General features: G+C 65.1%; 26 protein-coding genes. 4 read left to right on the top strand and 22 right to left on the bottom strand.

What is annotated here, in order from left to right; genetic code table 11:
- Positions 1–43: 43 nt before the first annotated feature.
- From GTP41_RS24370 to GTP41_RS24345, 6 genes are all read right to left on the bottom strand, one after another.
- A complete protein-coding gene (locus GTP41_RS24370) occupies positions 44–385 on the bottom strand; it encodes a DUF3024 domain-containing protein (RefSeq protein WP_202419869.1) in 342 nt (113 codons plus the stop codon).
- A 582-nt stretch (positions 386–967) separates the two neighbouring features.
- Positions 968–1,252 (bottom strand): hypothetical protein, encoded by a 285-nt coding sequence (locus tag GTP41_RS24365; RefSeq protein ID WP_161028183.1) that lies wholly within the window; start codon positions 1,250–1,252, stop codon positions 968–970.
- A gap of 46 nt (positions 1,253–1,298) precedes the next feature.
- A complete protein-coding gene (locus tag GTP41_RS24360) occupies positions 1,299–1,523 on the bottom strand; it encodes a hypothetical protein (RefSeq protein WP_161028182.1) in 225 nt (74 codons plus the stop codon).
- Positions 1,524–1,615: 92 nt separating this feature from the next.
- Positions 1,616–2,074 (bottom strand): pentapeptide repeat-containing protein, encoded by a 459-nt coding sequence (locus GTP41_RS24355; protein ID WP_202419868.1) that lies wholly within the window; start codon positions 2,072–2,074, stop codon positions 1,616–1,618.
- Positions 2,075–2,322: 248 nt separating this feature from the next.
- Positions 2,323–3,417, bottom strand: a complete 1,095-nt coding sequence (locus GTP41_RS24350; protein WP_161028180.1) for a WD40/YVTN/BNR-like repeat-containing protein — start codon at positions 3,415–3,417, stop codon at positions 2,323–2,325.
- A gap of 1 nt (position 3,418) precedes the next feature.
- On the bottom strand, positions 3,419–3,688 hold the full coding sequence (locus GTP41_RS24345; RefSeq protein WP_308700883.1) for a ubiquitin family protein: 270 nt from the start codon (positions 3,686–3,688) through the stop codon (positions 3,419–3,421).
- 51 nt (positions 3,689–3,739) lie between these two features.
- On the opposite strand from GTP41_RS24345, the gene GTP41_RS24340 reads away from it, so the two are divergent.
- The gene (locus GTP41_RS24340; RefSeq protein ID WP_161028179.1) at positions 3,740–4,060 is read left to right on the top strand and encodes a hypothetical protein; all 321 of its coding nucleotides are present in this window, start codon (positions 3,740–3,742) and stop codon (positions 4,058–4,060) included.
- On the opposite strand, the gene GTP41_RS24335 is transcribed toward GTP41_RS24340, so the two are convergent.
- From GTP41_RS24335 to GTP41_RS24260, 16 genes are read right to left on the bottom strand one after another with little or no spacing between them, the layout of a single operon-like run.
- Entirely contained in the window at positions 4,057–5,028 is a 972-nt protein-coding gene (locus tag GTP41_RS24335; RefSeq protein WP_371867393.1) for a polysaccharide deacetylase family protein, read from the bottom strand. The genes GTP41_RS24340 and GTP41_RS24335 overlap by 4 nt on opposite strands.
- Positions 5,018–6,310 (bottom strand): putative O-glycosylation ligase, exosortase A system-associated, encoded by a 1,293-nt coding sequence (locus GTP41_RS24330; RefSeq protein ID WP_161028178.1) that lies wholly within the window; start codon positions 6,308–6,310, stop codon positions 5,018–5,020. Before GTP41_RS24330 ends, GTP41_RS24335 begins: the two co-directional genes overlap by 11 nt.
- A gap of 13 nt (positions 6,311–6,323) precedes the next feature.
- Entirely contained in the window at positions 6,324–7,694 is a 1,371-nt protein-coding gene (locus tag GTP41_RS24325) for a phenylacetate--CoA ligase family protein (RefSeq protein WP_161028177.1), read from the bottom strand.
- On the bottom strand, positions 7,691–8,848 hold the full coding sequence (locus GTP41_RS24320; RefSeq protein ID WP_161028176.1) for a glycosyltransferase family 4 protein: 1,158 nt from the start codon (positions 8,846–8,848) through the stop codon (positions 7,691–7,693). The genes GTP41_RS24325 and GTP41_RS24320 overlap by 4 nt, the downstream gene beginning before the upstream one ends.
- On the bottom strand, positions 8,845–10,059 hold the full coding sequence (locus GTP41_RS24315) for a TIGR04063 family PEP-CTERM/XrtA system glycosyltransferase (RefSeq protein WP_161028206.1): 1,215 nt from the start codon (positions 10,057–10,059) through the stop codon (positions 8,845–8,847). The genes GTP41_RS24320 and GTP41_RS24315 overlap by 4 nt, the downstream gene beginning before the upstream one ends.
- 2 nt (positions 10,060–10,061) lie before the next feature.
- Positions 10,062–11,957, bottom strand: coding sequence for an XrtA/PEP-CTERM system amidotransferase (locus GTP41_RS24310; RefSeq protein ID WP_161028175.1), 1,896 nt, complete (start codon positions 11,955–11,957; stop codon positions 10,062–10,064).
- Entirely contained in the window at positions 11,945–13,114 is a 1,170-nt protein-coding gene (locus tag GTP41_RS24305; protein ID WP_161028174.1) for a TIGR03088 family PEP-CTERM/XrtA system glycosyltransferase, read from the bottom strand. The genes GTP41_RS24310 and GTP41_RS24305 overlap by 13 nt, the downstream gene beginning before the upstream one ends.
- Positions 13,115–13,123: 9 nt before the next feature.
- Entirely contained in the window at positions 13,124–14,671 is a 1,548-nt protein-coding gene (gene xrtA / locus GTP41_RS24300) for an exosortase A (RefSeq protein WP_229503050.1), read from the bottom strand.
- The gene (locus tag GTP41_RS24295) at positions 14,668–15,912 is read right to left on the bottom strand and encodes a TIGR03087 family PEP-CTERM/XrtA system glycosyltransferase (protein ID WP_161028173.1); all 1,245 of its coding nucleotides are present in this window, start codon (positions 15,910–15,912) and stop codon (positions 14,668–14,670) included. Before GTP41_RS24295 ends, xrtA begins: the two co-directional genes overlap by 4 nt.
- Before the next feature lie 3 nt (positions 15,913–15,915).
- On the bottom strand, positions 15,916–17,109 hold the full coding sequence (locus GTP41_RS24290) for a FemAB family XrtA/PEP-CTERM system-associated protein (protein ID WP_161028172.1): 1,194 nt from the start codon (positions 17,107–17,109) through the stop codon (positions 15,916–15,918).
- A complete protein-coding gene (locus GTP41_RS24285; RefSeq protein WP_161028171.1) occupies positions 17,106–17,951 on the bottom strand; it encodes an XrtA system polysaccharide deacetylase in 846 nt (281 codons plus the stop codon). Before GTP41_RS24285 ends, GTP41_RS24290 begins: the two co-directional genes overlap by 4 nt.
- 4 nt (positions 17,952–17,955) lie before the next feature.
- Positions 17,956–19,086, bottom strand: coding sequence for a non-hydrolyzing UDP-N-acetylglucosamine 2-epimerase (gene wecB / locus GTP41_RS24280; protein WP_161028170.1), 1,131 nt, complete (start codon positions 19,084–19,086; stop codon positions 17,956–17,958).
- Positions 19,083–20,114 (bottom strand): XrtA/PEP-CTERM system-associated ATPase, encoded by a 1,032-nt coding sequence (locus GTP41_RS24275; protein ID WP_161028169.1) that lies wholly within the window; start codon positions 20,112–20,114, stop codon positions 19,083–19,085. Before GTP41_RS24275 ends, wecB begins: the two co-directional genes overlap by 4 nt.
- Before the next feature lie 8 nt (positions 20,115–20,122).
- The gene (locus tag GTP41_RS24270; RefSeq protein ID WP_161028168.1) at positions 20,123–21,685 is read right to left on the bottom strand and encodes a TIGR03016 family PEP-CTERM system-associated outer membrane protein; all 1,563 of its coding nucleotides are present in this window, start codon (positions 21,683–21,685) and stop codon (positions 20,123–20,125) included.
- A complete protein-coding gene (locus tag GTP41_RS24265; RefSeq protein WP_161028167.1) occupies positions 21,666–22,640 on the bottom strand; it encodes an XrtA-associated tyrosine autokinase in 975 nt (324 codons plus the stop codon). The genes GTP41_RS24270 and GTP41_RS24265 overlap by 20 nt, the downstream gene beginning before the upstream one ends.
- A 27-nt stretch (positions 22,641–22,667) precedes the next feature.
- Positions 22,668–24,185, bottom strand: a complete 1,518-nt coding sequence (locus GTP41_RS24260; protein WP_308700882.1) for an XrtA system polysaccharide chain length determinant — start codon at positions 24,183–24,185, stop codon at positions 22,668–22,670.
- A 203-nt stretch (positions 24,186–24,388) separates the two neighbouring features.
- Here GTP41_RS24260 and GTP41_RS24255 point away from each other — a divergent pair, with 203 nt between their 5' ends.
- The 3 genes from GTP41_RS24255 (at position 24,389) to GTP41_RS24245 (ending at position 26,679) form a co-directional block, all read left to right on the top strand.
- Positions 24,389–25,174, top strand: a complete 786-nt coding sequence (locus tag GTP41_RS24255; RefSeq protein ID WP_161028165.1) for a S1 family peptidase — start codon at positions 24,389–24,391, stop codon at positions 25,172–25,174.
- Between the two features lie 66 nt (positions 25,175–25,240).
- Positions 25,241–25,870, top strand: a complete 630-nt coding sequence (locus GTP41_RS24250) for an XrtA/PEP-CTERM system exopolysaccharide export protein (RefSeq protein ID WP_229503049.1) — start codon at positions 25,241–25,243, stop codon at positions 25,868–25,870.
- Positions 25,871–26,061: 191 nt separating this feature from the next.
- The gene (locus GTP41_RS24245) at positions 26,062–26,679 is read left to right on the top strand and encodes a hypothetical protein (RefSeq protein WP_161028164.1); all 618 of its coding nucleotides are present in this window, start codon (positions 26,062–26,064) and stop codon (positions 26,677–26,679) included.
- The last annotated feature ends 8 nt before the right edge of the window (positions 26,680–26,687 follow it).

Raw genomic sequence — 26,687 nt, 5'->3', positions numbered from 1 at the left:
GGCCGAACTCGGCCGGGTCAGCGCACACTGATGTGGTGCTGATTTATCCCCAGAAGCAGGCCCACGGATCAGCGTCAATCTCGGCAATGACATCTTCAATTGATGGCACCGCCGGCAACGGCTCATAACTGTGCCACTTCAGGTCTCTGCGCTGCCAATACAATTGCCAAACGCCGCGCGTTCTGACAAACGTCGCTTTCGCGATAGGGATTTCATGCGTTTCTCCAATCCCTTGCCAAACGGGGCGAATCTCAAAAATTTCTATGCTCTGCCCTGCAATCCTGAAATCAAGGTCAACTTCTTTTCGAATGTGGGCGGGCGGACGACGCTTTGCGACGAAGGCTCCGACCGCGTTTTCAATCTTCTTTTTTTCAAGGTCGTTCAACACTAGTTGTTCCTCGAATTTCCGATGTTTCGGTGGGCAGCTTCTGGCCGGTTACGCTACTTCGCGCGCTCATCCAGCGTTGAGGAAACTCTTTTTCAACGGCCCAACGACCATTCTCTGAGTCAGTATCAGGAAACCAGAAACTCCGAAAAAGGCGGAAAGGACCCACAGCAGAACCGGCCAGCTCCATAAGAGCTCACTCACGACGGCATCTTCAGGATCCTCGGGGTGATACACAACTTCAATTACATGCCCGACCTTTTCGGAAAGGCTTTGCCCACCCATGTTCTGCACGAAAGATATATTCGCACCTGAGGGAGTACGAAAGCTTACGATTGCAGGATTCTTACTAAGCAATATTCCATTCGCTCGTGACCCGCGCAACGCGAGGTCTGAACTGGAGTATGTAAAGTATGCGGCGCAGAAAAGCAGCACACCCCCAAGGCACGAGTGAACGATCCCTATTCTGCGACTGGTAGCTCGGCTGAAAGGCTTAGTTATGTTGCTCATTTTGCGGCTGTAGGTAAATCAAAGCTCTTTTCGTAATTACCCGAACGTCGGGTTATGGCCGTACGCAGCCAACTAAATTTCTGCGTCGTGGATTTCTCGACCAAGGGCAAGCGATAGTTTGGCGCAGAGCACCGTAAGCCATGAAGTCCACAACGCAGCCTCCATCTTGCCACCGAACTGGACCCCGCCAGGTTCTACAGACGCCCAGATATATTTCGCATCGTCTTCATTGCCAAACCATCGTGGCAGGTCGTCAGCTCCCAGCCAACCATCCATGCTCCGATAGACTTCTGAAATTAGCTTCCATTCGCCTTCGGGAATGTCGTATCGAATGTTAAGTGTGATTTCGTGATTCATTATTCAGTTTGCTTCTGGCCGATTGAACCGGCCACATTGCTGCGACTTACATTTGGTGAATCCATTCGACTTCGCCATTCCGAAGCGTTACCCATACCCGCACGTCTGGAGGATCAACAACGGCTAAAGAAGGGTCGCGTGCCTCTGGAATGAGAAAAACTGCTTCCCATCGTGCATTTTCTTTTCTCTGAATTCGGCCAGGCCGCGTATGCTCAATGGTATGGGACGACAAATAATTTTCAGCAATCCTCACACACTCTTCTTCCGTCATTCTTCTTCCTCAAATGCTCGCGTAGGTCGGCTCTTGGTCACAACCGGAACGGAGCGCAACGCAATGCGATGCGATGCGATGCAACGCAATTGTTAGCCACCACCAGGTTCATCGCCATCGTTATCTGTCCAAGAAACCTGTGCGAACTGCCTTTTAGATAAAGTCAAATCGGCCTGCTGTTCTCGATTCGCTATCGCACCTGAAAAATCGGCACCAACGAAGCTGCAAGCTTCAAAGGACGAGCGCCGTAAATCAGCCCCCCTGAGGTCTGCTTGATTAAAGCGCACTTTGACAAATGTCGTTGCACGTAAGTCAGCATTCGCTAGCGTGGCTTTACTAAAATTGACCCCCGTAAAGTCATTCCAACAAAGAGTTGACTCAGAAAGGTCTGTATTTTCAAAAGACACTTTTCGGACTTCTGAGCGACCAAAAAATGTTCTTGGGAGCGTCAGGTTTGCGAGCTTCCTGTTTTCAAGGCGCGTGCGGAAGAAAGTGACGCCTAACGGTTCTGGATCGTCGTAGTTGGGGCGCTTATGTGGAAGCTCGGGCAAGGTTCCCTCTTCAATTTCACCTAACTTCTGGAGTAGCAGACACGAGTCCTTGTAGGATTTTCGGCAGGAGTCAGCCAACCCCACCGGCGACAAGCATGACAACAGAAATGCACATATTGCTCTACGCGTCACCATCGTGATTACCTTGATTTTTCGTATTGCTTAACGGTCGTGGTCAAAATTTGAACGGTTGCTATTGTCTGCGGAAATTTACCGGTGTCCATTCTTTAGTGCTCCAATCACGCCACTTAATTTGCGTTAAAGCGCACCGCATACACCGGCGGCAAAGTGGTGGAAATGGTTTGCCAGTGCTCGCCGCCGTTGGTGGAGAGCCAGGCGCCGCCGGTGGTGGAGGCCATCAGCAGGGTTTTGCCGTCGTCGGCCACCGCCAGGCCGTGGCGGTACACCAGGTCATAGCAGTGCTCCTGCGGCAAGCCGCTGCGCAAGGTGGTGAAACTGGCGCCGCCATCGCTGCTGCGGTTGACGGCCAGCGCGGCGTCGACCGGCACGCGCTGCTGGTCGGCCACGGCAGGCGCGAACCAGGCGGTGTTGCCGTCGCGCGGGTGTACGGCCACGGCGAAGCCGAAGCTTGATAGCGGGGCGGTCACCTCTTCCCACGATAGGGCGTTGTCGCGCGAGCGCCAGATGCCGCAATGGTGCTGGCACCACAGCACGTCCGGCTCGGCAGCGCAGCGCACGATGCGGTGCGCGTCCTGGATCGCACCAGCGTCCTGCATTTCGGGCGGCATATAGCGTGCCTTCATGCCGCTGGCGCGTAGCTGCCAGGTGGCGCCACCGTCCTGCGTCAGCCAGGCGCCGCCGCACGATACGGCCACCAGCACGGCATTGCTGTCGCGCGGATCGACGCAGATGCTGTGGATGCCGGGCACGTCGTAGCCGCCGCCCATCCATTGCAAGCGTTCCGGCGCGTTCCACAAGGACTCCACCAGTTGCCAGCTGTCGCCGCGGTCGTTGGAGCGGAACAGGCCGCCGGGAAAGGTGCCGGCCCACAGCACGCCGGGCTGGTCGGGGCCACCCGCTTCCAGCACCCAGATTTGCTTGAGCGTCCAGTCAACGGTATCGGTGCTGCCTTCCGGCTTGGCAGGATAGGTGGGCACGGCGATTTCGGTCCAGTCTTCGCTGCCGGCATCGCGCCGGTGCAGCTTGGCGCCGAAGTGGCCCAGGTTCAGGCAGGCATAGGTGGCGCCGTCGCGCGCGTCGTGCAGTACCATCGACACCGGATCGCCGAAGAAGGATTTGCCTTCTTCCAGCTTCCATTCGCCATTGCGGTAGGCCAGTTCGAACAGGCCCTTGCGGGTTGCAAGGTAAGCGCGGTCTGCCATGTCATCCTCCGGATAAGGCTTGCAGCACATAGATCTTGGAATCGTCGCGCACGGGCGCTTCGAGGGCGCTGCGCTGGCCGTCGATGAACACCACCACATTGGCGCGCAGCCGGCCCTGTTCGTCCAGCACATAGGCGCCCAGGCGCGGGTTGGCGGCAAAGGCCTGGTCCAGCGCGGCGCGCAAGGTGGCCGCCTGCGTCTCCAGTGTCGGAACCGGCAGGAAGCGCGCCAACTGTTGGGTGAAGATGATCTGGGCCATGGGAAGGGCCATTCTAGCGCGCTTTGGCCTACAATGGCCTCATGTGCTTGACCGGAGCTACGCATGGGTATCACCCCGCAGGAACTCGAGCTGTTGATGCATGAGGTGGAGCAGGAAGACCCGATCGATTTCGCCGACCTGCCCTTTGATGAACAGGAGTTACGCCAGCTGGTGGCCACCCACCTGTGCGAAATGGCGGACGCCCTGGAGTCCTTCAGCGAGGAGGACCGTCGCCTGACATTGCTGGCGGTGGCGGCCAAGCTGGTGCTGGAAAACCTGGTGCTGCATGTGCAGCTGCTGCGGCGCCACGGCCTGCCGCTGAACGAGCAGACCGCCGCCCTGCTGTCACGCTTGCGCCGGGGCGACGGCGACGATCCCGGTTAGACGCGCGCCGCCGGTTGCAGCATATTGCGCGCCATGCGCAGGCTGAACTTGCCCATGCCTTCATCCCATGGCGTAAAGCGCGGCAGCTGGAACCAGTCGGTTGCGCCGCGGCTGGCGCCCCAGGAGGTCGAGACGGCAGCCTCGAAACCCAGCTCGCGCACCATGGCCACATGCTCGGCCAGGTAGTCCTGGCCCGGTTTGCCGTTCGGGTAGGCGAACACGCGCACCGGCGCGTCGAGGGCAGATTCCAGCGCCGCCTTGCCTTGCGCAATTTCGCGCCGCGCTTCGGCGCCGTCCAGGCGCGCCAGGATCGGGTGATTGACGGTGTGGCCGCCAATGCCCATGCCGGCCGTGTGCAGCTTGCGCAGCTGCTCCGTGGTCATCATCAGGTCTTGCGGCAGGACGGCGCCCGAGAGCTGCGCCACCTTGCCGACCTGCTCCAGGCGTTCCGCCATCGGCAGGTACTTGAGCTGGCCGATCAGCGCGCTGATCGCCTGGCGCTTCTGCTCCCAGTTACCCACTGCATGGCGGCCCAGGCCCAGCGAGGTCGCGTCCAGCACGTCGACCGGCGCGCGCCGTACCGATTCGATCACGGTATCGTTCCACATGCGGCCGCCGTCGAGGAAGCCGGTGGCGATGAAGAAGCTGGCGTGCAGGCCGTGCTTCTGCAGCACTGGCAGCGCCACTTCGGCGTTGTCGGCATAACCATCGTCGAAGGTGATGCAGGCGCTGCGCGCCGGCAGCCGCCCTTCCGCCGCCAGCCGCACCGTGTCGAGCAGGGGCAGCACGTTGAAACGGGTCTTGAGCCAGGCCAGTTGGCGGTCGAACTGCGCGCGGTGCACTTCGCTCGGGAACAGCTTGTCCTGCTCCGGCAGTATGCGGTGATAGATCAGGATGGTGGGGGCGCGCCGCCCGCCGCCAGACAGCAGGGACAAGGCGCCCCGCTCCAGTTGCTGCTTAAGCCACACTATGGGCCTCCTTTTCCTGCGCCAGAACTTTTTGCGTGGCGTGTTCCCTCAGGGTGCGTTCCACCAGCAGGCGGGTCGCCACCATGATCACCATGATGTAATACGGCACGTCGAAATAGGCCAGGCTGAGGAAGGCGCCGCCGACCAGGAAGCCGACAATACTGACCTGCAGCATGCGCACCAGGCGCGGCGCCCATTCCAGTTCGGGCAGGCGGCCGGCGTTCTTGATCACCCAGGTGCCGTTGCGCCAGACCACGAAGTACAAGGCCAGGTACAGCAGCAGGCCGACATAGCCGTGCTCGCCGAGTACCTGGAAATAGACGCTGTGCGCGGCGTGGATATCTTCCGGGTTGGGCGCATAGCGCGAGAAGATCTCCGCGTTGTAGATCTGCAGGCCGCCGCCGGTCAGCGGGTGGTCCGCCGCCAGGTTAATCGCCATCATCCAGGCGTTGATGCGGCCCATGGCCGATCCGTCCTGCTCGTAATTGTTGATGGTGTCGATGCGGCTGTGCCACTGCTCGGGCATGAATACCAGCGCCAGCGGCGCCATCATCACCAGCAGCACGCCGAGTTTGAGCTTGTTATGGCTTTTCAGCCACAGGAAGGACAACATGGCGGCCATGGCCAGCGCCGCGCCGCGCGAGTAGGAACCCAGCGAGGCCAGCGCGCACAGGCCGGCGGACGCCCACATGGCGCGCTTGCCCCATTTGTTGGCGATCAGCGGCACCAGGTAGAGCATCAGCGGCACCACCATGATCAGCGCCAGCGCCACCTCGTTATTGCCCTCGATGAAGGTGCCGGACGGCCCCCACACGCGGTAGGCGCCGCCGCTGCGCACGGTGAACAGGCCGCCCTTCACGCCGTAGTAGCCGAGCGAGATCACCACGACCCAGACCAGGATTTCGATCTCCTTGCGCGTGCGCACCAGCATCGACACGACGATCGTCATGCCCATGATTTTCACCACCTTGTTCAGCAGAGGCAGCGGGTCCTCCGGGCCGATCGCGAACACCGTCGTCACGCCGATCCAGGCGGTGAAGGCGATCAGCAGCCAGGTCAGGCCGGTGTTGGGGAAGCTGATCTGCTTCGGCTTGGCCATCATCGACAGCACCGTGGTGCCGGCAATGATGGCGGCAAACGGCATGTTCTGCGCGAAGCCCCAGCCCTGGGTGTGCGGGTTCATCACGCTGATCCAGATCCACATGACGGCGCCGAAGAAGGGCCGTTTGAAGATGTAGGGCAGCGAAGCGAAAACGATCAGCGTAACGAGTATGTCGCGCATGGCGCCTCCGGTCTTACTTGGTCAGGGCGTTCCATGGGGTCTCCAGCTTGGTTACGCAATAGCGGTACTTGCCGCTCTTTTCGGGCAGGATTTCGGGCACCAGCTCGACATCGATCTTCACCGCCTTGCCCATGCGGGCGTGGAAGCCGGCCTCGATGCCCTGGCGCGCGCGTTCGTTGAACTGGCCGTCGTACACGATCTGCACGCGGGTCCAGTCCAGCGTCTCCTGGATCACTTTGAAGGCGCGCACTTCCGGCAGGTCGCGCATGATGTAGGCCAGCGCGGCGCTGTGGATCAGGGTGCCGTCCTGGTTGATCAGGAAGTCGGTGGTGCGGCCGTGGATTTCCTTCAGCACCGGCAGGGTGCGGCCGCAGCTGCATGGCTCGCTATCCAGTGCGCCGACGTCGCCGGTGCGGTAGCGGATGAAGGGAAAGTCGCCCGACTGCAGATGGGTGACCACGATCTCGCCCGATTCGCCTGGCGGCAGCTGGCGTCCTTCCGGGTCCAGCACTTCGATCACAATGTCTTCGCTGGTGATGTGCAGCTTGCCGGCCGGGCACTGGTGGGCGATAAAGCCGGCATCGCGCCCGCCGTAGCCGTTGGCCACCGGGCAGCCGAACACGCGCTCGATCTGCTCGCGCTGCGGCTGGTACAGGCATTCGGAGGTGACGAAGGCGACGCGGATGCCCAGGTGGTCCATGCGGATGCCCTTGTCCTCGGCATGGGCGGCGATGCGCGCCAGCACCGTCGGGTAGCCGAACAGCATTTTCGGCTTGCGCTGGCGGATGCGCTCGACGTGGCCATCCAGCCCGCTTTCGGTGGTGGCAAAGGCCGACAACAGTTCGGTGCGCATCAGGGTGTCGCGCACCATGCGCACGCGGTCCTGGGCGCTGAGTTCGATCGACGAGCCCCAGATCACGATTTCACGGTCGCCGATATCGACATTCCACCAGCGCGTGGCGCGCCACTTGGCGGCCACGTCGTGGCTGATGCGGTGGCGGCCGACGTAGAAGGTGAGCGGCGCGCCGGTCGAACCGCCGGTGTTGTAGCGCACCAGGTTCTGCGCGTTGTCGGCTTTCAGGGTCTCGATATTCGCGCGGATGACGGCTTTGTCCAGCAGCGGCAGGCGCACCAGGTCGGGAATGCCTTGGAAGTCGCGCGCGGCGTCGAAGCCGATGCGCGCGAAGGCGTCGCGGTAATAGGGCACGTGCTGCTGCGCGTGCAGCAGCAAGGCGCGCAGGCGCTCCTGCTGCAGCTGCTGCAGCTTGGGCAGCGGCCAGTATTGGGTTTGCTCCATATGGCGGCGCACCGCCACGCTGCTGTGCTTCTTGAGCTTTTCATGCAGCGGGAACAGGACGCCGGATACCAGGGCGGTGTAAATCATGGGCGGCGCCCTCCTTTGCTTGCCAGCGCCTGGCCGTACACTTCCAGCAGGCGCGGTTTGATGCTATTCCATGCGTATTGCGCGACGCTGGCGCGGCCGGCGCTGCGCAAGGCCTCGGCCAGCGCCGGTTCCGCGGCCAGGCGCAGCACAGCCTGCGCCATGGCGGCCGGATTGGCGGGCGGCACCAGCAGCGCGGTGGCGCCGTCTTCCACAATATACGGCACGCCGCCGACATTGGTGCTGACCACCAGGGTGCCGCTGGCCAGCGCTTCCAGCACGGAGTTGGGCATGTTGTCGATCAGGCTGGGGTTCAGCATGATGTCGGCAGCGCGGTACAAGGCCGGCATATCGGTGGTGTCGACGCGGCCGGTGAAGCGCACGGCGTCGGCCACGCCCAAATCGCGCGCCAGCTGTTCCAGCTCGCTGCGCAGCGGGCCGGAACCGGCCACGGTCAGTTGCGCGTCCGGGTGGGACTGGCGCACCTGGGCGAAGGCGCGCAGGGCGCTGGCGTTGTCGTACAGGTCTTCCAGGTTGCGCGCCACCAGCAAGCGCAGCCCGCCCGGCGCGCGCGGCGCGGCGTCGGCGCTGAAGCGCTCCAGGTTGATGATGTTGGGCACGATCACCGAGGCGATGCCGTGCTGGCCGAAGACATGGGCCAGGAAGCCGGATGGCACGGCCAGCGCGGCGCTGCGGCGCAGGCTGGGGCGCATCCAGGCGGCGGCCTGCTTGAGGAAATTGGCAGCCTCGCCGCCCCGGTAGTTCACCACTACCGGCGTGCCGCGCAGGTGGGCAATCCAGATCGCGGGTGCGGCGAACAGGTGCCAGGACCAGCCGGAATTGGCCATCACATGGAATACCTGCACGCGGCCGGCGGCACGCCATAGCGCTACCAGGTAGGGCAGCATGCGGAACAGCGCGCGCACGCCGCGCAGCTGGCCGGCCCAGACCGGGCGGTAAGGGGCGTTGGTCTGCACGAAATCGACGTCGATGCCGGCCTCGCGCAGCAGGCCGGAGAGCTGCAAAGCCTGGTTGGCCATGCCGCCCGAAGGCGGCGGCAGCGGGCCTACGAGCGCGATACGGTGTACTTCCTGCGCAGCGGATGCGGGCGCGGCGGATGGCGGCGCAGCGGCAGCGGCATGCAACGGCGCGTTCATGCCAGCGCCTTCTCCGTGATGCTGCCGTAGACGCTGCGGTAGCGCGCCACGCTGGCAGTCCAGTTGCGTTCCTGCTCGACGAAGCGGCGCCCCAGCTGGCGGAATTCCTGCCACTTGTGCGGCGCTTCCAGCAGCGCCAGCACCTGCTTCGACAGGGCTTGCGCGTCGCCGGCGGCGAACAGCACGCCGGTGCGGCCGTCTTCGATCAGTTCCTTGTGGCCGCCCACGTCGGACGCCACCATCAGGCGGCCCTGCGCCATGGCTTCCAGCGGTTTCAATGGCGTGACCAGGTCGGTCAGGCGCATTTTATGGCGCGGGTAGCACAGCACGTCCACCAGGTTGTAATAGCGCTGCACTTCGCTGTGCGGCACGCGGCCGGTGAAGACCACCTGGCCGTCGATGCCGAGCGCCTTGGCCTGCGCCCGCAGCGCCGCATCCTGCGGCCCGCCGCCCACCAGCAGCACGCGGATCTCCGGGCGCTGCGCCAGCATCTGCGGCAGCGCGTTGAGCAGGATGTCCAGCCCTTCGTAGGCATAGAAGGAGCCGATAAAGCCCAGCACCGTCTTGCCTTCCAGCCCCAGCGTGGCGGCCAGCTCCTCGTCGCGCGCGCCGCCGACCGAGAAGTCGCCGATATCGACCGCGTTCGGGATCACTTCGATCTTGCGCGCCGGGATGCCGCGCCCGATGATCTCGCTGCGCAGGCCTTCGCAGATGGTGGTGGCGGCATCCACGCGCTGCAGCGCCCAGGTCTCCATGGCGCGCGTCAGGCGGTAGCGCAGGCCCCACTCCTTGCTGGTGCCGTGGTCTACCGCTGCGTCTTCCCAGAAGGCGCGGATCTCATACACCACCGGGATGCCCAGCTTTTTGCCGACGCGCAGCGCAGCCACCGCGTTCAGGGCCGGCGAATGGGCGTGCAGCACGTCCGGTTTCACTTCCTTCGCCACTTCCAGCAGGCGCGCCGCCAGCGCGTCGATCACGGCCACCTGGTTCAACACCGGCAGCTTGGACAGCAGGCCGCTGGCGGCCGGGGTGCGGTAGAACTCCAGGCCGTCCACGGTTTCGCGCGGCGCGGCACAGGCGCCCTGCTTCGGGCTGGTGATGTGGAAGGTCTGCCAGCCCAGCGCGCGCTGGGCCTGCAGGATGGAGCGCGTGCGGAAGGTATAGCCGCTGTGCAGCGGGATCGAATGGTCCAGCACGTGCAGGATACGGATACTCATGCCTGCATCTCTTTTTTCAGGAAGGCTTCAAACATCAGCAGGGTCCAGATCGGCGCGCTGTAGTCGCGCCGGCCGGACAGGTGCTGCTCCACGATTTCGCGCAGGAAGGCCTGGTTGAACATGCCGGTGTCGGCCAGGGTCGGGCCCAGCAAGGCTTGCTGCACGCGCTCGCGCAGCGGGCCGCGGAACCAGGACGCCAGCGGCACGGCAAAGCCCTGCTTCTTGCGGTACAGGATGTCGTGCGGCAGGTACTTCTCCATCGATTTCTTGAAGATGTACTTGCCCTCGCTGCCTTTCAGCTTCATCTCCGGCGGCAGGCCGGAAATCCACTCCACCAGCTTGTGGTCCAGCAGCGGCACCCGCACTTCCAGCGCGTGCGCCATCGAGGCGCGGTCCACCTTGGTCAGGATGTCGCCCGGCAGGTAGGTCTTCATGTCCAGGTACTGGATCATCGACAGCGGATCGTCGGTCGGCGAATTGGCCGCGTGGCCGCGCATCACTTCGATGGCGCTGTAGCCCTGCAGGCCGGCGCGGAACTTGTCCGAGAACAGGCGCGCGCGCATGGCGTCCGACATGATCGACACGCCGTGGAAGTAGCCCTCCACCAGGTCGCGCGACAGCGCTTCGAAGGTAGTCTTGGCGCGGAACACGCGCGGCGCCCAGTCGGCCTTCGGATAGACCCGGCCCAGGGTGCCGAACACCGGCTTGCGCAGGAAATCGGGAATGCGGCCGCGCACGCTCTGCTCCGCCATCGCGTAGCGGTAGCGGCGGTAGCCGGCCAGGTTCTCGTCGCCGCCGTCGCCCGACAGCGCCACCGTGACGCGCTTGCGCGCCAGCTGGCACACGCGGTAAGTCGGGATGGCCGAGCTGTCGGCATAGGGTTCGTCGTACAGGTGGGCCAGGGTGTCGATCAGGCCGTAGTCGTCGGTATCGACGGTTTCCACGAAGTGGTCGGTCTTGTACAACTGCGCCACCTGCTGCGCGTATTCCGACTCGTCGAACGCCTTGTCCTTGAAGGCGATCGAGCAGGTGTGCACGGCGCCCTCGTCCAGGCCGGCCATCATGGCCACCACGGCGGAGGAATCGACGCCGCCCGACAGGAAGGCGCCCAGCGGCACTTCGGCCACCAGGCGGATCTTCACCGCTTCGCGCAGGCGCTCCACCAGCTCGCCCTGGGCATCGCTCTCGGTCATCTTGTCGTGCAGCTTGAACGGCACGTCCCAGAACTGCTCCGGCTGCGCCAGCGGCGCGCCGACCTTCTGCGTCAGGCGGAAGCCGGGCGAGAGCTTGAGCGCGCCCTTGTAGATGGTCTTCGGCTCCGGCACGTAGCCGTAGGCGAAGTAGTCCTCCACCGCCAGCGGGTCGATCTCGCGCGGCAGCGAAGGATGCATGCGCAGCGCCTTCAGTTCCGAGCTGAAGGCGAACCAGCCGTCCGGCGTCATGGCGTAGTACAGCGGCTTCACGCCCAGGCGGTCGCGCGCCAGGAACATCACCTGCTTGTTGCGGTCCCACAGGCCGATGGCGAACATGCCGCGGAAGTGGTGCACGCAATCCTCGCCCCACTGCTCCCAGGCGTGCACGATGACTTCCGTATCGCTCCTGGTCTTGAAGGTGTGGCCCAGCGCTTTCAGCTCCGCCGTCAGCTCGCGGTAGTTGTAGATCTCGCCGTTGTAGCAGACCATGACGCTGCCGTCCTCGTTGCCGAGCGGCTGCTGGCCTTGCGCGATGTCGATCACCGACAGCCGGCGGTGGCCGAAGCCGATGCCCGGTTCGATATACGTGTCGCCCTCGTCGGGCCCGCGATGGTGCTGGGTGTCGTTCATGCGGCGCAGCAGCGCCTCATCCACCGCGCGCCCGCCGCGCGCATCCATGATCCCTGTTATTCCGCACATGATGGTACTGGCTTCCTGATTTTGAGCTTGCGTTCGCACAAGCTGTCGTACATGTCCTGGTAGGCGGCCACCATGGCCGGCATGCTGTATTTGCGCAGCACGCGGTCGCGGCCCGCCCGGCCGTGGCGGCGCGCGAGTTCGGGCGCCTCCGCATAGTGTTTCAGCGCCGCCGCCATGGACGCCGCATTGGAGGGCGGCACCAGCTGGCCGGTGACGCCGTTTTCAATCACTTCCGGTATGCCGCCCACGCGCGTGCCCACCACCGGCAGGCCGCACGCCATGGCCTCCAGCGCGGAACCGGGCGTGCCCTCGGCAATCGAGGACATGGCGAAGACATCGAAGCTGCGCAGGATGTCCGGCACGTCGTTGCGCGCGCCGGGCAGCCAGACCGCGCTGGCGGCGCCGGCGGCGGCCACCTTGTCGCGCAACGACTGCAGCAGCGGGCCGTCGCCGATGACGGCCAGGCGCAGGCGCTCGCGCAGCTGCGGCACTTGCTCGCGCAGCAGCAGGAAGGCGTCCACCAGCGTGGCGTGGTCCTTCACGTCCTGCACCCGGCCCACGGTGCCGATCACGATCTCGCCCTCGTTGAAGAAGGGCCGCGCCTCGCCCTCGGCGCGCACGCGGAAGCGCTCGGCGTCGATGCCGTTGGCCAGCAGGCGGCTCTTGGCCGCCGGCACCCCGATCACCTCGCGGTTCCACACTTCCATGGCGGCCGAATTGGCGTAGCACACGTCGTAAAACGGCAGCATCATGCGGCGCAGGAAGTTGTGCTTGCGGTTGGTGCCGTGCGGGTCGGTGTGGTCGCGCCCATGCGCGCCGTTGACGCGCACCGGCACCCCGGCCAGCAGCGCGGTCGGCGCGTATTCGATGGCCGAGAAGTTATAGCTGTGCAGCACGGCCGGCTGCAGCTCGCGCAGCAGGCGCCATAGCACGCCGTGCGTGGCCAGCGACAGGCCGGGATGCTTGCCCAGGGTATGCACGCTCACGCCCGGCTTGCTGATGCGCTTGACGAATTCGGGATTGACGCGCGTCAGGCAGACAATGGCGTGGCGGTAGCGCTCGGCCGGCATGCGGTTGATGCGCTCCACCATGAGGTTTTCCATGCCGCCAAAATCTAGCGCATACGTCAGGTGGACGATGAGTGGGATGTCGTTCATGGCTGGGGATCAGGGGCGCTGGTTGCTGGCCAGTGCCTGGTCCAGGGGCTTGATATTGCTGTCCAGGAAGGCACGCATCGCGGCCCGCGCCGCTGCCGGGTCTTCATCGTAAGGCGAGAATACCATCACGGCCGCGCCATCGCCGCTGCCACCGATCAATTTCTCTTTCACCTGTAACAGTTTGCCAACGTAGTTGCTGCTGGTCATGTTGCCGTTAATCCAGTACCACTGCCACACCAGCAGGCGGCGGCCCTCCACGCCCAGCATGGCCTCGCGCACGGCCATGGTGCGCGCGCCAATGCGCTCGTCGCGCAGGGCCACGCTGTTTTCGCGCAGCTCGCCTTTTTCCTCGCCCAGGCGGTTGGTCGAGCTGATCATTTTCTCGCCGCCCGGCACGTCGCGGTAGTAGAGCACTGCCAGGCCGACCGGCGGCTGGCCGGCAAAGCTCTGGCGCAGGGTGCTGCTGGCCGGGGCGAAGGATGGCTGCCATTTGCTGAAGTCGGGCGCGGTCGGGGTGCTGCTGGACAGCGCCAGCTGCACCGGCGGCGCGGCGGCGGCGCCATGCTCGGCGCGCGCCGCCAGCAGCGGCCAGACCACCAGCGCCAGCAGCACGACGGCCGAAGTGCCGAGCAGGGAGCGCCAGGCCAGCGGCTGCGCGGCGCGCACATTGGCCACCGCCTTGGCTGCTTCGCGCTGGTCTTCGCGCCAGAAGCTGCCGATCCAGAACAGCAGCAGCATCACCACGCCGAAGAACAGCCAGCCGTAAATCAGGTGGTCGACGCCGACCGCCATGGTCATGCCGCTCAGGTGACCCATCATCACGATCATGTAGGCGCGCGCGCCGTTGGCCGCCAGCGGCACGATGATGGAGGCCAGCACGAAGGCGGCGCGGCGCCAGGTGCTGCGGTAGCTCAGGTAGGCGAACAGGGCGCCCAGGGTGACCGAGGAAATCAGGTAGCGCAAGCCGCTGCAGGCGTCCACCACCGACCAGTTGCCGCTCGGGATGGAGAAGTTGTTACCGTCGCGCAGGACCGGGATGCCGGTCAGGCGCAGCGCATCCACCGTCACGTCGGCGGTCAGGTCGATCAGCGGCGGCACCAGGCCCTCGCCCACCGGCACCGCGAACAGGATGAAGGCCAGCGGGAACAGCAGGGCCCAGGCGATGCGCTTGCCCAGCACCGCCAGCACCGACAGCGGCAGCATGGCGGCCAGCGCGTACTGGCGCACGATCGCCACCTCCACCAGTTCGGCCAGCAGCCAGGCCGCGCCGCAGGCCAGCAGCGCCAGGAAGGCGGGCCAGTACGGCTGCAGCGGCAGCCGCTGCAGCTCGGCGCGCTGGCGCCACACCAGCCACAGGCTGATCGGCAGGATCAGGTAGCCGTGGGCGAAGGTTTCCGAACGCTCCCAGATGGCCGCGATCGACTGCGCCGTGTCATGGAACACCAGCAGCGGCAGCAGCATGACCAGCGCCACCAGCAGCGCATTGCGCATACCGGCCAGCACTGGCACCGGGGCCGGCGCCGTCACCGGGCCGTCTTGGGTAGGAACAGTATTCATGCCGTGGTCCACTGGGCAGGGGCTGCGGCGCCGTTGCGCGCAGCCGGGGTTTCAATCATGCGGTCCAGCGGCGCCAGCCGGGCGTCCCAGCTGTACGCCGCTTCCACGCGCTGGCGGGCGGCCTGGCCCAATTGCGCGCGCGCGGCGGCCGGGCCGGCCAGCGCGGCGGCGGCGGCCTCGATCCATTGCGCGGCCGATGCGGCCAGCAGCAGGTCGCGCCCGGGTTCGGCCTCGATGCCTTCCAGCGCCTGCGGCGTCACCAGCACGGCTTGCGCCATGGCCATCGCCTCCAGCACCTTGTTCTGGATGCCGCGCGCCACGCGCAGCGGCGCCACCGACAGCGCCGCATGCGCCACATACGGGCGCACGTCGGGCACGGTGCCGGTCACGGTAATGCCGGGCTGCGCGGCCAAGGCCTGCACTTCCGGCGCCGGGCGGGCGCCGGCGATCACGAAGCGCACCGCCGGATGGCGCGCGCGCAGCGCCGGCAGCACTTCGGCCGCGAACCATTGCACGGCGTCGATATTGGGCCAGTAGTCCATGGCGCCGCAGAACACCAGCGGCAGTTCGCCGGCGGCGTAGGGGCTGGCGTAGTCGCCCGGCGCGAAATAGGCGGTATCGACGCCGTTGCTGAACCAGCCGATGCGCGCCACGCTTTCCGGCGCCAGGCCGCGGAACAGCTCCGCTTCCGGCGCCGAGACGAACAGCGAGGCGTCGCAGCCGGCGGCAATCTGGCGCTCGTAGCGCAGCAGGCGCTTGGCTTCGTAGTCGAAGATCATGCTGGCCGGCCACGGCTTGCGCTCGGCGTACTGGCGCCACTTGTCGGAATCGACGTCGCAGAAATCGACGATGCGGCGCGCCTGCGGCCAGGCCTCGGCATACTGCGCCATGGGCGAGGAGAACACCACGATGCGCTCGATGCCGTGCTGGCGCATGGTGTTGTCGACCCAGGCGCGCAGGCCGGCGTCGCGGTAATAGTCGTAGGACAGCGAACGGTTGCGCAGCACGGCCCCCAGGCTGCGCACGCGCGCGCCGCGCGGCGACAGCGGCGCGAAATGGCTGGAGGCGCACACCGCCTGCACCGCCGGCACGTGCTGCCAGTCGTCGGCGTCGTCGACAAAGGTGGCCAGGTGCACGCGGTAGCGCTGCGCCAGATGCTTGAGCAAATGCCAGGAGCGGATCTTATCGCCCTTGTTGGGCGGATAAGGCATGCGGTGCACGAGTAGCAGCAGGTCTTCCACGGCTTACCCCAAATGCTTGACGATGTGGGGGCCGAGCAGATTGGCCAGCGGCAGCGGCAGCTTCTTCCAGACCTTGATGAAAAGCTGGAACTTCGGGTTCAGCGGGTTCACGTCCGGCAGCGCGTCGCCGGCGAACAGCTGGTATTCGTAGGGCAGCGGCTGGGCGGTGAAGCCCCAGTTCTTCTTGAAGTCGAAGGCGCCGGTGCCCTTCTTGCTGCGGCCGAAATCGAATACGCGGTAACCCTTGGCGGCCGACGCCTGCATCAGGTTCCAGTACATGAAGTCATTGCCGGCCACTTCGCGCGCCAGGTCCATGCCGCCGCCGTAGTAAGGCAGCACTTCGTCGCGGAAGAAGAAACTCAGCACGCCGGCCACCAGCTGGCCGTCCTGCACGATCACGCGTACTTCGCAATCGTCCTTGAACACTTCCTTCAGCAGGGCGAAGTACTTCTTGGCGAAGACCGGGGTGCCCAGGCGGTGCACGCTGGTGGCGTAGCAGGTGAAGAAGCGGTCGACGTTGTCATCCACTTCGCCCTGCAGGTTCAGCTTGATGCCCTTGCGCACCATCGCGCGCTGCTTGCGCGGGATGGCGTTCATATTCTCTTCGTCGTCGGCGCTGATGGCCTTGCGGAAGGTGTAGTACAGGTCCTTGGTCTGCCACTTCGGGTCGTCCGGGTGGGCCGGCGCGTAGTTGCGGTATTCCAGGTGGCCGACACCGAGCGAGGCGGCCAGTTCTTCGGCGGCTTTATCCAGCAGGGCGCGCGCGCTGTCCGTGGTGGCGGCCACGCCGCCGTAGACGCAGAACGGCGTCGAGGCCAGGTAATGGCCGAACATGCGGCTTTTCATGCGCGCCAGCGGCAGCACGCCGGTGATGACGCCGTTTTCTTCCACGTAGAAGAACCAGGTCGGGTGGCCGTAGCATTTTTCAATGACGGTCTGCCAGCCGCTCAGGTGGAAGAAGGTCGCGTCCGGGCATTGCTGGACGAAGGCGTCCCAGCGGGCGCGTTCCTCCGCGTTGGTGCCGAGCAGCTGCACCACACCCGAGGCCTGCGCCGGCCGCGTGTCTGGGTCTGACCCTTGGGTCTGACCCTGCCGTGCCGGGTTGGCGGCCGCCACTGCCAGCGCCGTCGCCGTCTCAGCCTCCGCCTTGGCGCGCGCTGCGCGGCGCTCCGCCGCCGCCTCAATAATCGAGCTCATGGCTGCCCCAGGAAAATGCGGTCCATGCGGTCCCAGGCGAAATCGCGCGTCAGCGCGCGCACCCGCGCCTCCATCCGGCCCAGGTTCACATAATGGCGGAAGCGCGTCTTCAGCCCCACGCCCTGCATGCGCGGCTGGCCCGGGTCCAGTTCCCACGGATGGCAATAGAAGATGGCTGGCTGCCCGTCCTGCTTGTTCACGCGCCGCATCAAGCCGCGCGACACCGCGTACGGCAGCAAGCGGAAATACCCGCCGCCGCCCGCCGGCAGGTTGCGCTGGCCGATGCGCACCGTCGTAATCGGCACCTCCAGCAGCCCCTGCGCCCCGTTCGGATGGAAGGCAAAGCGCGGCGCATCCGGCATGCCGTAATGGTCGTGCGCAATCGGATAGATCGACGACGAATAGCGGTAGCCCGCCTCCTGCAGCGCATCCAGCGCCCACAGGTTGCCGGGACCGATCGAGAAGCTCGGCGCGCGGTAGCCCAGCACCGCCTGGCCGCCCAGGTCCTCCAGGATCTTCTTGCTGCTCGAAATATCGTCCATGAACTGCTCGCGCGTCTGGTCCGACGCGCGCAGGTGGCCGTAGCCGTGGCTGGCCAGCTCGTGGCCCGCGGCCACGATGCGGCGCACCATGGCTGGATAGCGCTCGGCGATCCAGCCCAGGGTGAAGAAGGTGCCGTGCGCCTTGCCCGCGTCCAGGATGCCGAGGATGCGGTCGATATTCGCCTCGACCCGGCACTCGCGTTCAGGCCAGCTGTCGCGGCTGATGTGCGGCGCAAAGGCCGACACCTGGAAGTAGTCTTCCACATCGATGGTCATCGCATTGCGCACCGGCTTCTCCATGGTCTCAGCCCCGGGCTTTCAGCCAGTCCAGCACGATGGCGGCAATGCGCTCGGCGGCGCGGCCGTCCCAGTAATGCGGGATGCGGCCGGACTTGCCGGTGCCGGCCAGCAGCGCGTCGTAGGCCGCCAGGATGGCCGCCGGATCGTTGCCGGCGATGGTGTTGGTGCCCTCATCCACCGTGATCGGGCGCTCGGTGTTGTTGCGCAGGGTGATGCAGGGCGTGCCCAGCGCGGTGGTCTCTTCCTGGATGCCGCCGGAATCGGTCAGCACCACGCGCGCGTCCTGCATCAGGCCCAGCATCTCGTGGTAGCCCATGGGCGGCAGCAGCAGCACTTCCGGGCGGTCCAGCAGGTGGCTCAGGCCGAACTTCTCGATGGTGGCGCGGGTGCGCGGGTGGACCGGGAAGATGACCGGCGTCTGCGCGCTGATTTTCGCCGCGGTTTCCAGCAAGCCTTGCAGCACGGCCTTGTCGTCCACATTGGACGGGCGGTGCAGGGTCAGCACGGCGTACTCGCCCTTGCCGGCCTTGAAGTCGGCACGGCCGGCATCGGCCGCGATCTTGGCTGCCGGGATGGCGCGCGCCAGGTTGGCGCGCAGGGTGTCGATCATGACGTTGCCGACGAAGTGCACGCGCTCGGCGCCGATGCCTTCCTTGGCCAGGTTGGCCGCGCCGCTCTCCTCGGTGGTAAACAGCAGGTCCGACAGCTGGTCGGTCAGGACGCGGTTGATTTCCTCCGGCATGGCGCGGTCGAAGGAGCGCAGGCCGGCTTCCACGTGGATCACCGGCACGCCCTTCTTGGCCGCCACCAGCGCGCAGGCGATGGTGGAATTGACGTCGCCCACCACCAGCACGGCGGACGGCTGCACTTCATCCATGGCCGGTTCGAAGCGTTTCATCACTTCGGCGGTTTGCTGGGCGTGGCTGCCGGAACCGACTTCCAGATTGATGTCCGGGCTCGGGATGCCGAGCGCCTCGAAGTACTGGTGGTTCATGGCCACGTCGTAGTGCTGGCCGGTGTGCACCAGCAACGCCTCGACTTGCGGCTTGAGCTGGGCGAAGGCGGCCATGATGGGCGCCATCTTCATGAAGTTCGGGCGCGCGCCCACGACGCACAGGATTCGGAAGGTGCTCATTCGTTGCTGTCCTGGTGGATGTTGTAGGACGACGGCGAACGCACGATCTTCTTCAGGATCGACAACACCGACGTCAGGGATTTCTCGACGCGCATCATGCGCTCGTCCAGCACCGCCGGGTACTGGCTGCCGAACATCAGCTCCGGCTCGAAGCCCGGCTGCGCCGCGCCGTTGGCGGCCGGCGCGTCCACGGCCGCTTCCACCGGCGGCGCCTGGAATTCCTGCTGGATGTCGCGGATCACCGTGTCTACATCGGTGTCGGTGAATTCCGTCATCTCTTCCAGGAAGCCCATCAGCAGCAGGCGGTCCATCAAATGGTTGGTCTTGCGCGGGATGCCGCCGGTGTACTCGAACACGGCAGCGTAGGCGGCCGGCGTCAGGTGCGGCTTGCCGCTCCAGCCCACCGTGCGCAGGCGGTGCTCGATATAGGCCTGGCTCTCGGCGCTGTCCATCGGCCCCAGGTGGTAGGTGGCGATCACGCGCTGGCGCAGCTGCGACATGCCGGGGCTGTGCAGGGTGTGGCGGAACTCCGGCTGGCCCAGCAGGAAGGTCTGCAGCAGCGATTTCTCGTCGGTCTGGAAGTTGGACAGCATGCGCAATTCTTCCACCACTTTCGGCGTCAGGTTCTGCGCTTCGTCAACCACCAGCAACGCGCGCTTGCCTTCTTGCTCGCACTGGCGCAGGAAAACCTCCAGCCGCGCCAGCAGGGTGGTCTTGCTGGCCGTGTCTTCGCACGGCAAGCCGAAACCGCCCACCACGCCGCGCAGCACATCGTCCGAATTCAGGTGGGTGTTCACCAGGTGGCAGGTGACGATGCGCTCCGATTCCATGTGGTTGAACAGGTTGCGCACCAGGGTGGTCTTGCCGGCCCCCACCTCGCCGGTGATGACGATGAAACCCTCGCCCTGCGACAGGCCGTACTCGAGGTAGGCCATGGCCCGCTTGTGGCCTTTGCTGCCGAAGAAGAAATGCGGGTCGGGCCGCAGGCGGAAGGGCTTATCGCTCAGCCCATAATAGCTCTCATACATGACTTACCTCAGAATTTCGCCGACAGCGTCGCGGTCACGGCATTTTCGGTGTATTGGTCGCTTCCCAGGCCGCGCGTACCGCGCACATGGCGCGCTTCCAGCGTGCCGTTGACGCGGGCGCCGAAGCTGCGCGTCAGGGACAGGCGCAGGTTGCGGTAGTTGCTGCGCTGGGCGGTGCTGATCGACTCGACATTGACGGCGCTGCCGCTCACGCTGGCCACGCTGCGCGGGCCCAGCTTGTAGCTGTAGGTGGCCGTCACGCCGATCTGGTCGGTGTTGTCGTTCAGGGTGGTCAACGTATTGCCCAGCAGGACATTGTCGAACTCCTGGCTCGACAGCATTTCGCGGCGCGCCTTGCTCAGGGTCAGCACGGCGGTGCTGCGCGCCGCCTGCCAGCCGAAAGACGCGTTCAGCTGCTTCTGCAACGAATAGCGGTTGCTGAGGAAGTTGATGTTGGTCGACAGCGACGGCGGCAGGCCGGTGGCGCGGATATACGCCTGCACCGCCGCCGCCCGCATCACCGGGTCGCTGATCTGCGAGCGGAACAGGTTGTCCAGCATGGCGGCCGTGTCGAGCGCCTGCGGCAGCACGAACTGGTTGCGCGAGCTGCTCACCGTATCGTTGTAGGTGACATTCCACGACGTGCTGCGGCTGCGGTGCGTGAGCGCCAGGCCGTAGCTCGGGCCATAGAAGCGGTGCCCGGCCGAGGCGCTGATCGAGGTGCGCGCCGACGGCACCCACTCGATATTGGCGCCGTACGCCGCCCCGCCCTGCTTGCCGCCCAGGCCGCTGAAATCGAAATCGTCATAACCGGCAAACGCGCCCACGCTGAGCTGGGAGGTGGCCGCATAGCTCAGGCCCAGGTTGGCGTTCTTGCTGCTGCTGCTCTGCTCCTCGACGCCTTTCGGGCCGGGGATTTCCTGCGTATACACGGCGCGCACCACGCTGGCATTCCAGCCGACGCGGCGGAAGCTCGGGCCGCTCACCAGGTTGGCGCGCACGGTATTGCCGTCGCTGCGGCGGTAACCGATATTGTCGCTGCTGACCGTGTCGTACATATAGCGCAGCTCGCCGCTGGCAAACGCGCCGAAGCGGTGCCGCAGGTAGGGGCTGATGCTCATCGAACGCACTTCGTTCTGGTTGTCGCGTACATAGCCGTTGCCGCCCACCGGGCCGAAGGCCGATACCGCCTGCTGGTGCACCTGGGCCTGGGCGTCGAGGAACAGCATGTCCTCGATCAGGCGCGACTTCAGGTTGCCGTTCAGGTCCTGGCTGCGGCTCTGCGAATTGGTCGGCTTGTGGCCGAAGTATTTGTACTGGCGCAGCGTGTAGGTCAGGTCGACATCGAAGCGCTGCGAACGGTTGGCCAGCTGGAAGCCGGGCGCCAGCTCCATCACGAAGCCGCTTTCGGCGCGCTCGTCCTGCGCCAGCGTGATATTGTCCGACCAGGTGAGGCGGGTCGCCGCCAAGGGCGTGAAGTCCCATGCCGCCTGGGCCGGGAACGCTGCGCACAAGCCCGCCACCAGCGGCAGCAGGACCAGCCCGCCGCGTTTAACCATAGTGATAGTCATAGGTTTCGGTGCCCGGGAACTCGCGCGACTTGTTGTAGATCAGATTCACGTTGCTCAAGCCTTCCAACTGGCGCAGCGATTCCTTGACGGCGTGCTGGGTGGTGCGTTCCGACTCCACCACCAGCACGATCTGGCCCATGTTCGAGGCCAGCACGTGCGACTCGGAGGTCAGCAGCAGCGGCGGCGAATCGAAGATCACGATACGGTCCGGGTAGCGGTTGGCGATCTCGTTGACCAGGTTCTTCATGGAATGCGAGGCCAGCAGCTCGGTGGCGCGCGGCGAGCTGGTGCCGGCCGGCAGGATCGACAGCGTGTTGACGTTGGTGCGCAACATGACGTCGGCCATGTCCACATTGTCGTCCAGCAGGATGTCCATCAGGCCGCGCTGGGCCGGGATGCCGAGCGTGCGCAGCACCGAAGGGCGCGCCACGTCGGCGTCCACCAGCAGCACGGTGTGGTCCAGCTCCATGGCAATGCTCATGGCCAGGTTGATCGAGCAGAAGGTCTTGCCTTCGCCCGGCAGCGAGCTGGTGATCATGATCAGGTTGCCCGGGTTGTCGCCCGGCTTGCGGGCGGCGAAGGCGCGCTTGATCAGCGGGCGCTTGATGATACGGAAGTCTTCCACCAGCGAGGTGCGGCCGCCGGCGGCGGTCACCAGGCCGACTTCATGCATGCGGGCCAGGTCCAGTTCCACGGTGTGGGTGGTGCGGCGGTTGGCGTCGCCGCCCGGGGCCGCCATCAGCGTGGCCAGCACGGGCGCGGCGGGCGCCGCCGGCGCTGGCGCGGCCGGCGCCGGCGCAGCAGGCGTCGGGGCGGCCGCGGCCTGGGGCGCAGCGGGCACGTCGGCTACAGGAGCGGCGGGCGCAGACGCCTCGACCGGGTTGGTGGCCTCTTCTGCGGCGTCGGTGGGACGCGCTTGCCCGAGGCGGTTGGCAGCTTTTTCAATAATGCTCACGAGAGAACTCCCTGGGTGTGGCGCCGCTCAACCGGCGCGCAGCAAGGTAACGGTGATGACGCCCGCAAATGCGGTAAACAGCGAGGCGACCGCCAGGCCGAAGCCGTACAGGCGACGGCGGCGCGACGACTTCTGCTGCTCGGTCCAGTTCATGCCGATGCTGCCAAGGATCGGCACGCCGGTGACTTCGCGCAGGCTGTGCTGGCTGAGGAAGGTAGGACGGATCTGGCTCATCAGGAAGGCCACGCCCAGGCCGGCCATCAGGGCCGCCACGAACACGAGCGAATAGAAGCGCATGCGGTTCGGGCCGACCGGGGTCTGCGGCACGATCGGCGGGTCGATCACGCGGAAGCTCATCATGTCGGTGGCCGAGCTCAGGTCGCCCGACAGCTTGGCCGACTCGCGGCGCTGCACCAGCTTCTCGTAGTTGTCCTTGTTGATCGCGTAGTCGCGGTTCAGCTGCGCCAGTTGCGCCTCGACTTCCGGCGCCTGCGTGCTTTGCGAGCGCATGCGCGCCATGCGCGTGGTGTACTCGCCCACGCGCGCCTTGAGCGAAGCGACGCGCGCTTCTTCCACCGACAGCGCGACGTTCATCTGCTGCAGCATCGGGCTGTAGTTCATGCCCGGGTCGTTGCTGCGTGCCAGCTTCTTGGCTTCCTCTTTCTTGCGCTGCTGCAGCGAGGCCACCAGGCGCTTGGTGGCCACGATGTCCGGATGCTCTTCGGTGTATTGCAGGCGCAGGCTGTCGAGCTGCTTTTCCAGGGTCGCGATGCGGCCGTCGATTTCCGGGTTGCTGATGTTCTGCGGCTCGGAGGCGGCCGGCGCCATGTCCTCGCCGGCGATCTGGCGCTTGATGGCATTGCGCGCCTGCTCGGCTTCCAGCAGCTCCAGGCGCGCCTGGTTCAGCTTGTCGGACAGGTCGGACAGGGTCGAGGTGTAGTCGGCGCCCTGGCGCGGCAGCAGGCCCATGTTCTGGATCTTGAATTCCTTCAGCGCGTTCTCGCCGGCGGCCAGGCGTTCCTCGTACATCTTGATCTGGTCGTCGATGAACTGGACCGCTTTTTCCGAATCCTGCTTTTTGCCGCCGAAGGAGCCTTCGACGAAGATGGTCAGCAGCGACTGCACCACGTCCTTGCCCAGCTTGGGGTTCTCATTGTTGTAGGAAATGGTGTAGATGTCGTCGCGCTCGGTGCCGATCACCTTGATCGCGCTCATCAGCTCATCGACCTGGCGCTCGTGCTCCTTGCTGTCCTTGGCCTTGATATCCAGGTCCACCATGCGCAGCACGCGCTCCACATTCGGGCGGCTGATCAGGGTGCGGCGCATGAACATGACCTGCTGTTCCACGTTGGGCGTGGTGGTCATGCCCGACATCAGCGGTTTCAGGATGCTCTGGGTGTCCACATAGACCCGGGCCGACGCCTGGTAATCATTGGGCAGGCGGTACACCACCGCCCAGCCGACCAGGGCCACCACCCAGGTAATTGCCACTGCATACCAGCGATACTTCCCGATGGCCTTCAGGAAGTTCAACAGCAAGGACATTAATTCTGCCATTTTCGATCACTTATCCCATGTTTTGGCAGGCAAACTCCCGCAATGCCTACTTCTAATATTGCCTAAATAACATCTAATCTCTATCATACAGCAGAACGCGCCGCCTGTTACTATTAATTTATGCCTGTTGTGCTCTGCTGACGAACAGAATTTAACATTTCCCTATGGCAATTCAGTCCCTTGGAGGCTTCATGCGCAAGCTGATTTCACTTTGTCTGGCCGGCTGCCTGTGGTGCGCCGGCACCCTGGCCGGGGCGGCGCCGCTGCCGCGCACCATCGCCGCCGTCAAACCCAGCGTGGTCGGCATCGGCACCCACCTGCGCACGCGCAGCCCGGCCATTGTGTTCCATGCCACCGGCTTCGTGGTGGGCGACGGCCTGTCCGTGGTCAGCAATGCGCACGCCATCACCACCCTCGACTCCGAGCGCATGGAAACCCTGGGCATCGTCACCGGCAAGGGCGACAGGCTGGAGTTCCGCGAAGCGGAGGTGGTGACCATCGACCGCGCGCACGACCTGGTGCACCTGCGCCTGAAAGGGGCGCCGCTGCCGGCCCTGACCCTGGCGGGCAGCGAGCTGGTGGACGAGGGGCGCGAGCTGGCCTTCACCGGCTACCCGCTCGGCATCCAGCTCGGCCTGAACCCGGTCACCCACCGCGCCCTGCTGTCGGCGCAGACCCCGGCCATCCTGCCCACCCCGACCACGCGCGGGCTGAACCCGCGCGCCGTGGCCACCCTGCAACGCGGCGCCGCGTTCACCCTCTACCAGCTGGACGGTACAGCCTACCCCGCCAATAGCGGCAGCCCCGTGTATGATCCCGAAACCGGCAATGTGCTGGCGGTCATCAATATGACCCTGGTCAAGGGCACCAAGGAAAGCGCCATCACCGCCCCGACCGGCATCAGCTACGCCATCCCGGTGCGCCATGTGCACGAGCTGTTGCAGCAAGGCGGCGCGCAGGGTGGCGCCACCAAATAATGCCGGACAGGGAAGCAAGAGTCGTGGTATAACAGGCAATGCTAAAAAGCAAACAAGGAGAATAAATTGAACACACACACCAAGCTGATCCGACTGCTCGCCGCGGGGGCCGTCATCCTCGGTGCGTTGGGCTTGGGCGGCTGCGCCGCCAGCCGCAGCGGCGCCCCCTCGGACGCCGGCGCCGTGCCGCAAAGCGATTACCTGATCGGCCCGGGCGACAGCCTGAGCATCATCGTCTGGCGCAACCCGGAAGTGTCGCAAGTGGTGCCGGTGCGCCCGGACGGCAAAATCACCACCCCGCTGGTGGAAGACTTGCCCGCCAGCGGCAAGACCTCGACCGAACTGGCGCGCGATATTGAGAAAGCCCTGTCCAAGTTCATCCAGCAGCCGGTGGTGACCGTGATCGTGACCGGCTTTGTCGGCACCTACGGCGAGCAGATCCGCGTGATCGGCCAGGCCGCCCGCCCGCAGTCGCTGCCCTACCGCCGCGACATGTCGATCCTGGACGTGATGATCGCGGTCGGCGGCGTCACCGAGTTTGCCGCAGGCAATAAGGCTAGCATCATCCGCAACATCGACGGCAAGCAGCAGCAATTCACCGTGCGCCTGAACGACCTGATCAAGGATGGCGATATTTCCGCCAATGTTCCGATGCGTCCGGGCGACATCCTGGTGATTCCGGAGAGCTTCTTCTGAAGCAATGTCGAGAATTCTTACAGTTCACGCTATCATTGAAACGCGGGGGGCTCCGCCCCCCGTGCCGGATCAGCTAAGCTGCTGATTTTTAAGCTATTTCAGCGATGCAACTGGTGTCGGGAACGATACTTGCTTGATCACTAAATAACGCGGGCAGCCGGCTGCCCAACCAACTATCCAAGGATGACCAAGTGGCCAACGAACAACAGCCAGAGCAGCAACTGAGCGCCCATGGCGCCAAGCGCCGCCGCTTCACGCGCGCTGGCGCCGCCGCCTCCGGCGTGCTGCTGACCGTGCACAGCCAGCCTGGCATGGCGGCCAGCGCCTGCAGCACCCCTTCCGGTTTCCAGTCGATCACCTACGGCTCGCACAATCCGCGCGTCACCACCTGCGACGGCAATTCGCCCGGCGTCTGGAAGGAATCGCTGCAGCAGCGCGGCGCCAACAACACCACCCCGGGCCACCAGGGCTGGCCGGTGAATCCGGACACGGTGCGTTTCCGCGACCTGTTCGTCACTGTCGCCACCGGCCCCTACCGCCACCTGGGCGAAGACCGCGCCACCTTGCGCTATGTGCTCGACAACAAGGAAAAAGGCTTCGACCCGGAAAACTTCGGCGCCTATATGGTGGCCACTTACCTGAACTTCATGGCCAAGAAGTCGCCCGTGCCGGATTACCAGACCCTGGTCCAGATCTGGATGGCGATCCGCGATAACGGCAAGTACATCCCGAACGGCGGCGGTCCCTCCTGGAACGTCTCCAACGTGAAAGACTACCTGGCCAGCACCTGGCACGGGGGCCGCATCTGACGCGCTGG

Origin of the sequence: Pseudoduganella guangdongensis (genome assembly GCF_009857475.1) — a bacterium.
In the GTDB taxonomy this organism is placed as follows: Bacteria; Pseudomonadota; Gammaproteobacteria; order Burkholderiales; family Burkholderiaceae_D; genus Rugamonas; species Rugamonas guangdongensis.
The sequence above is the reverse complement of the archived record's forward strand: the minus strand, read 5'-3'. Positions and strand labels throughout refer to the sequence as shown.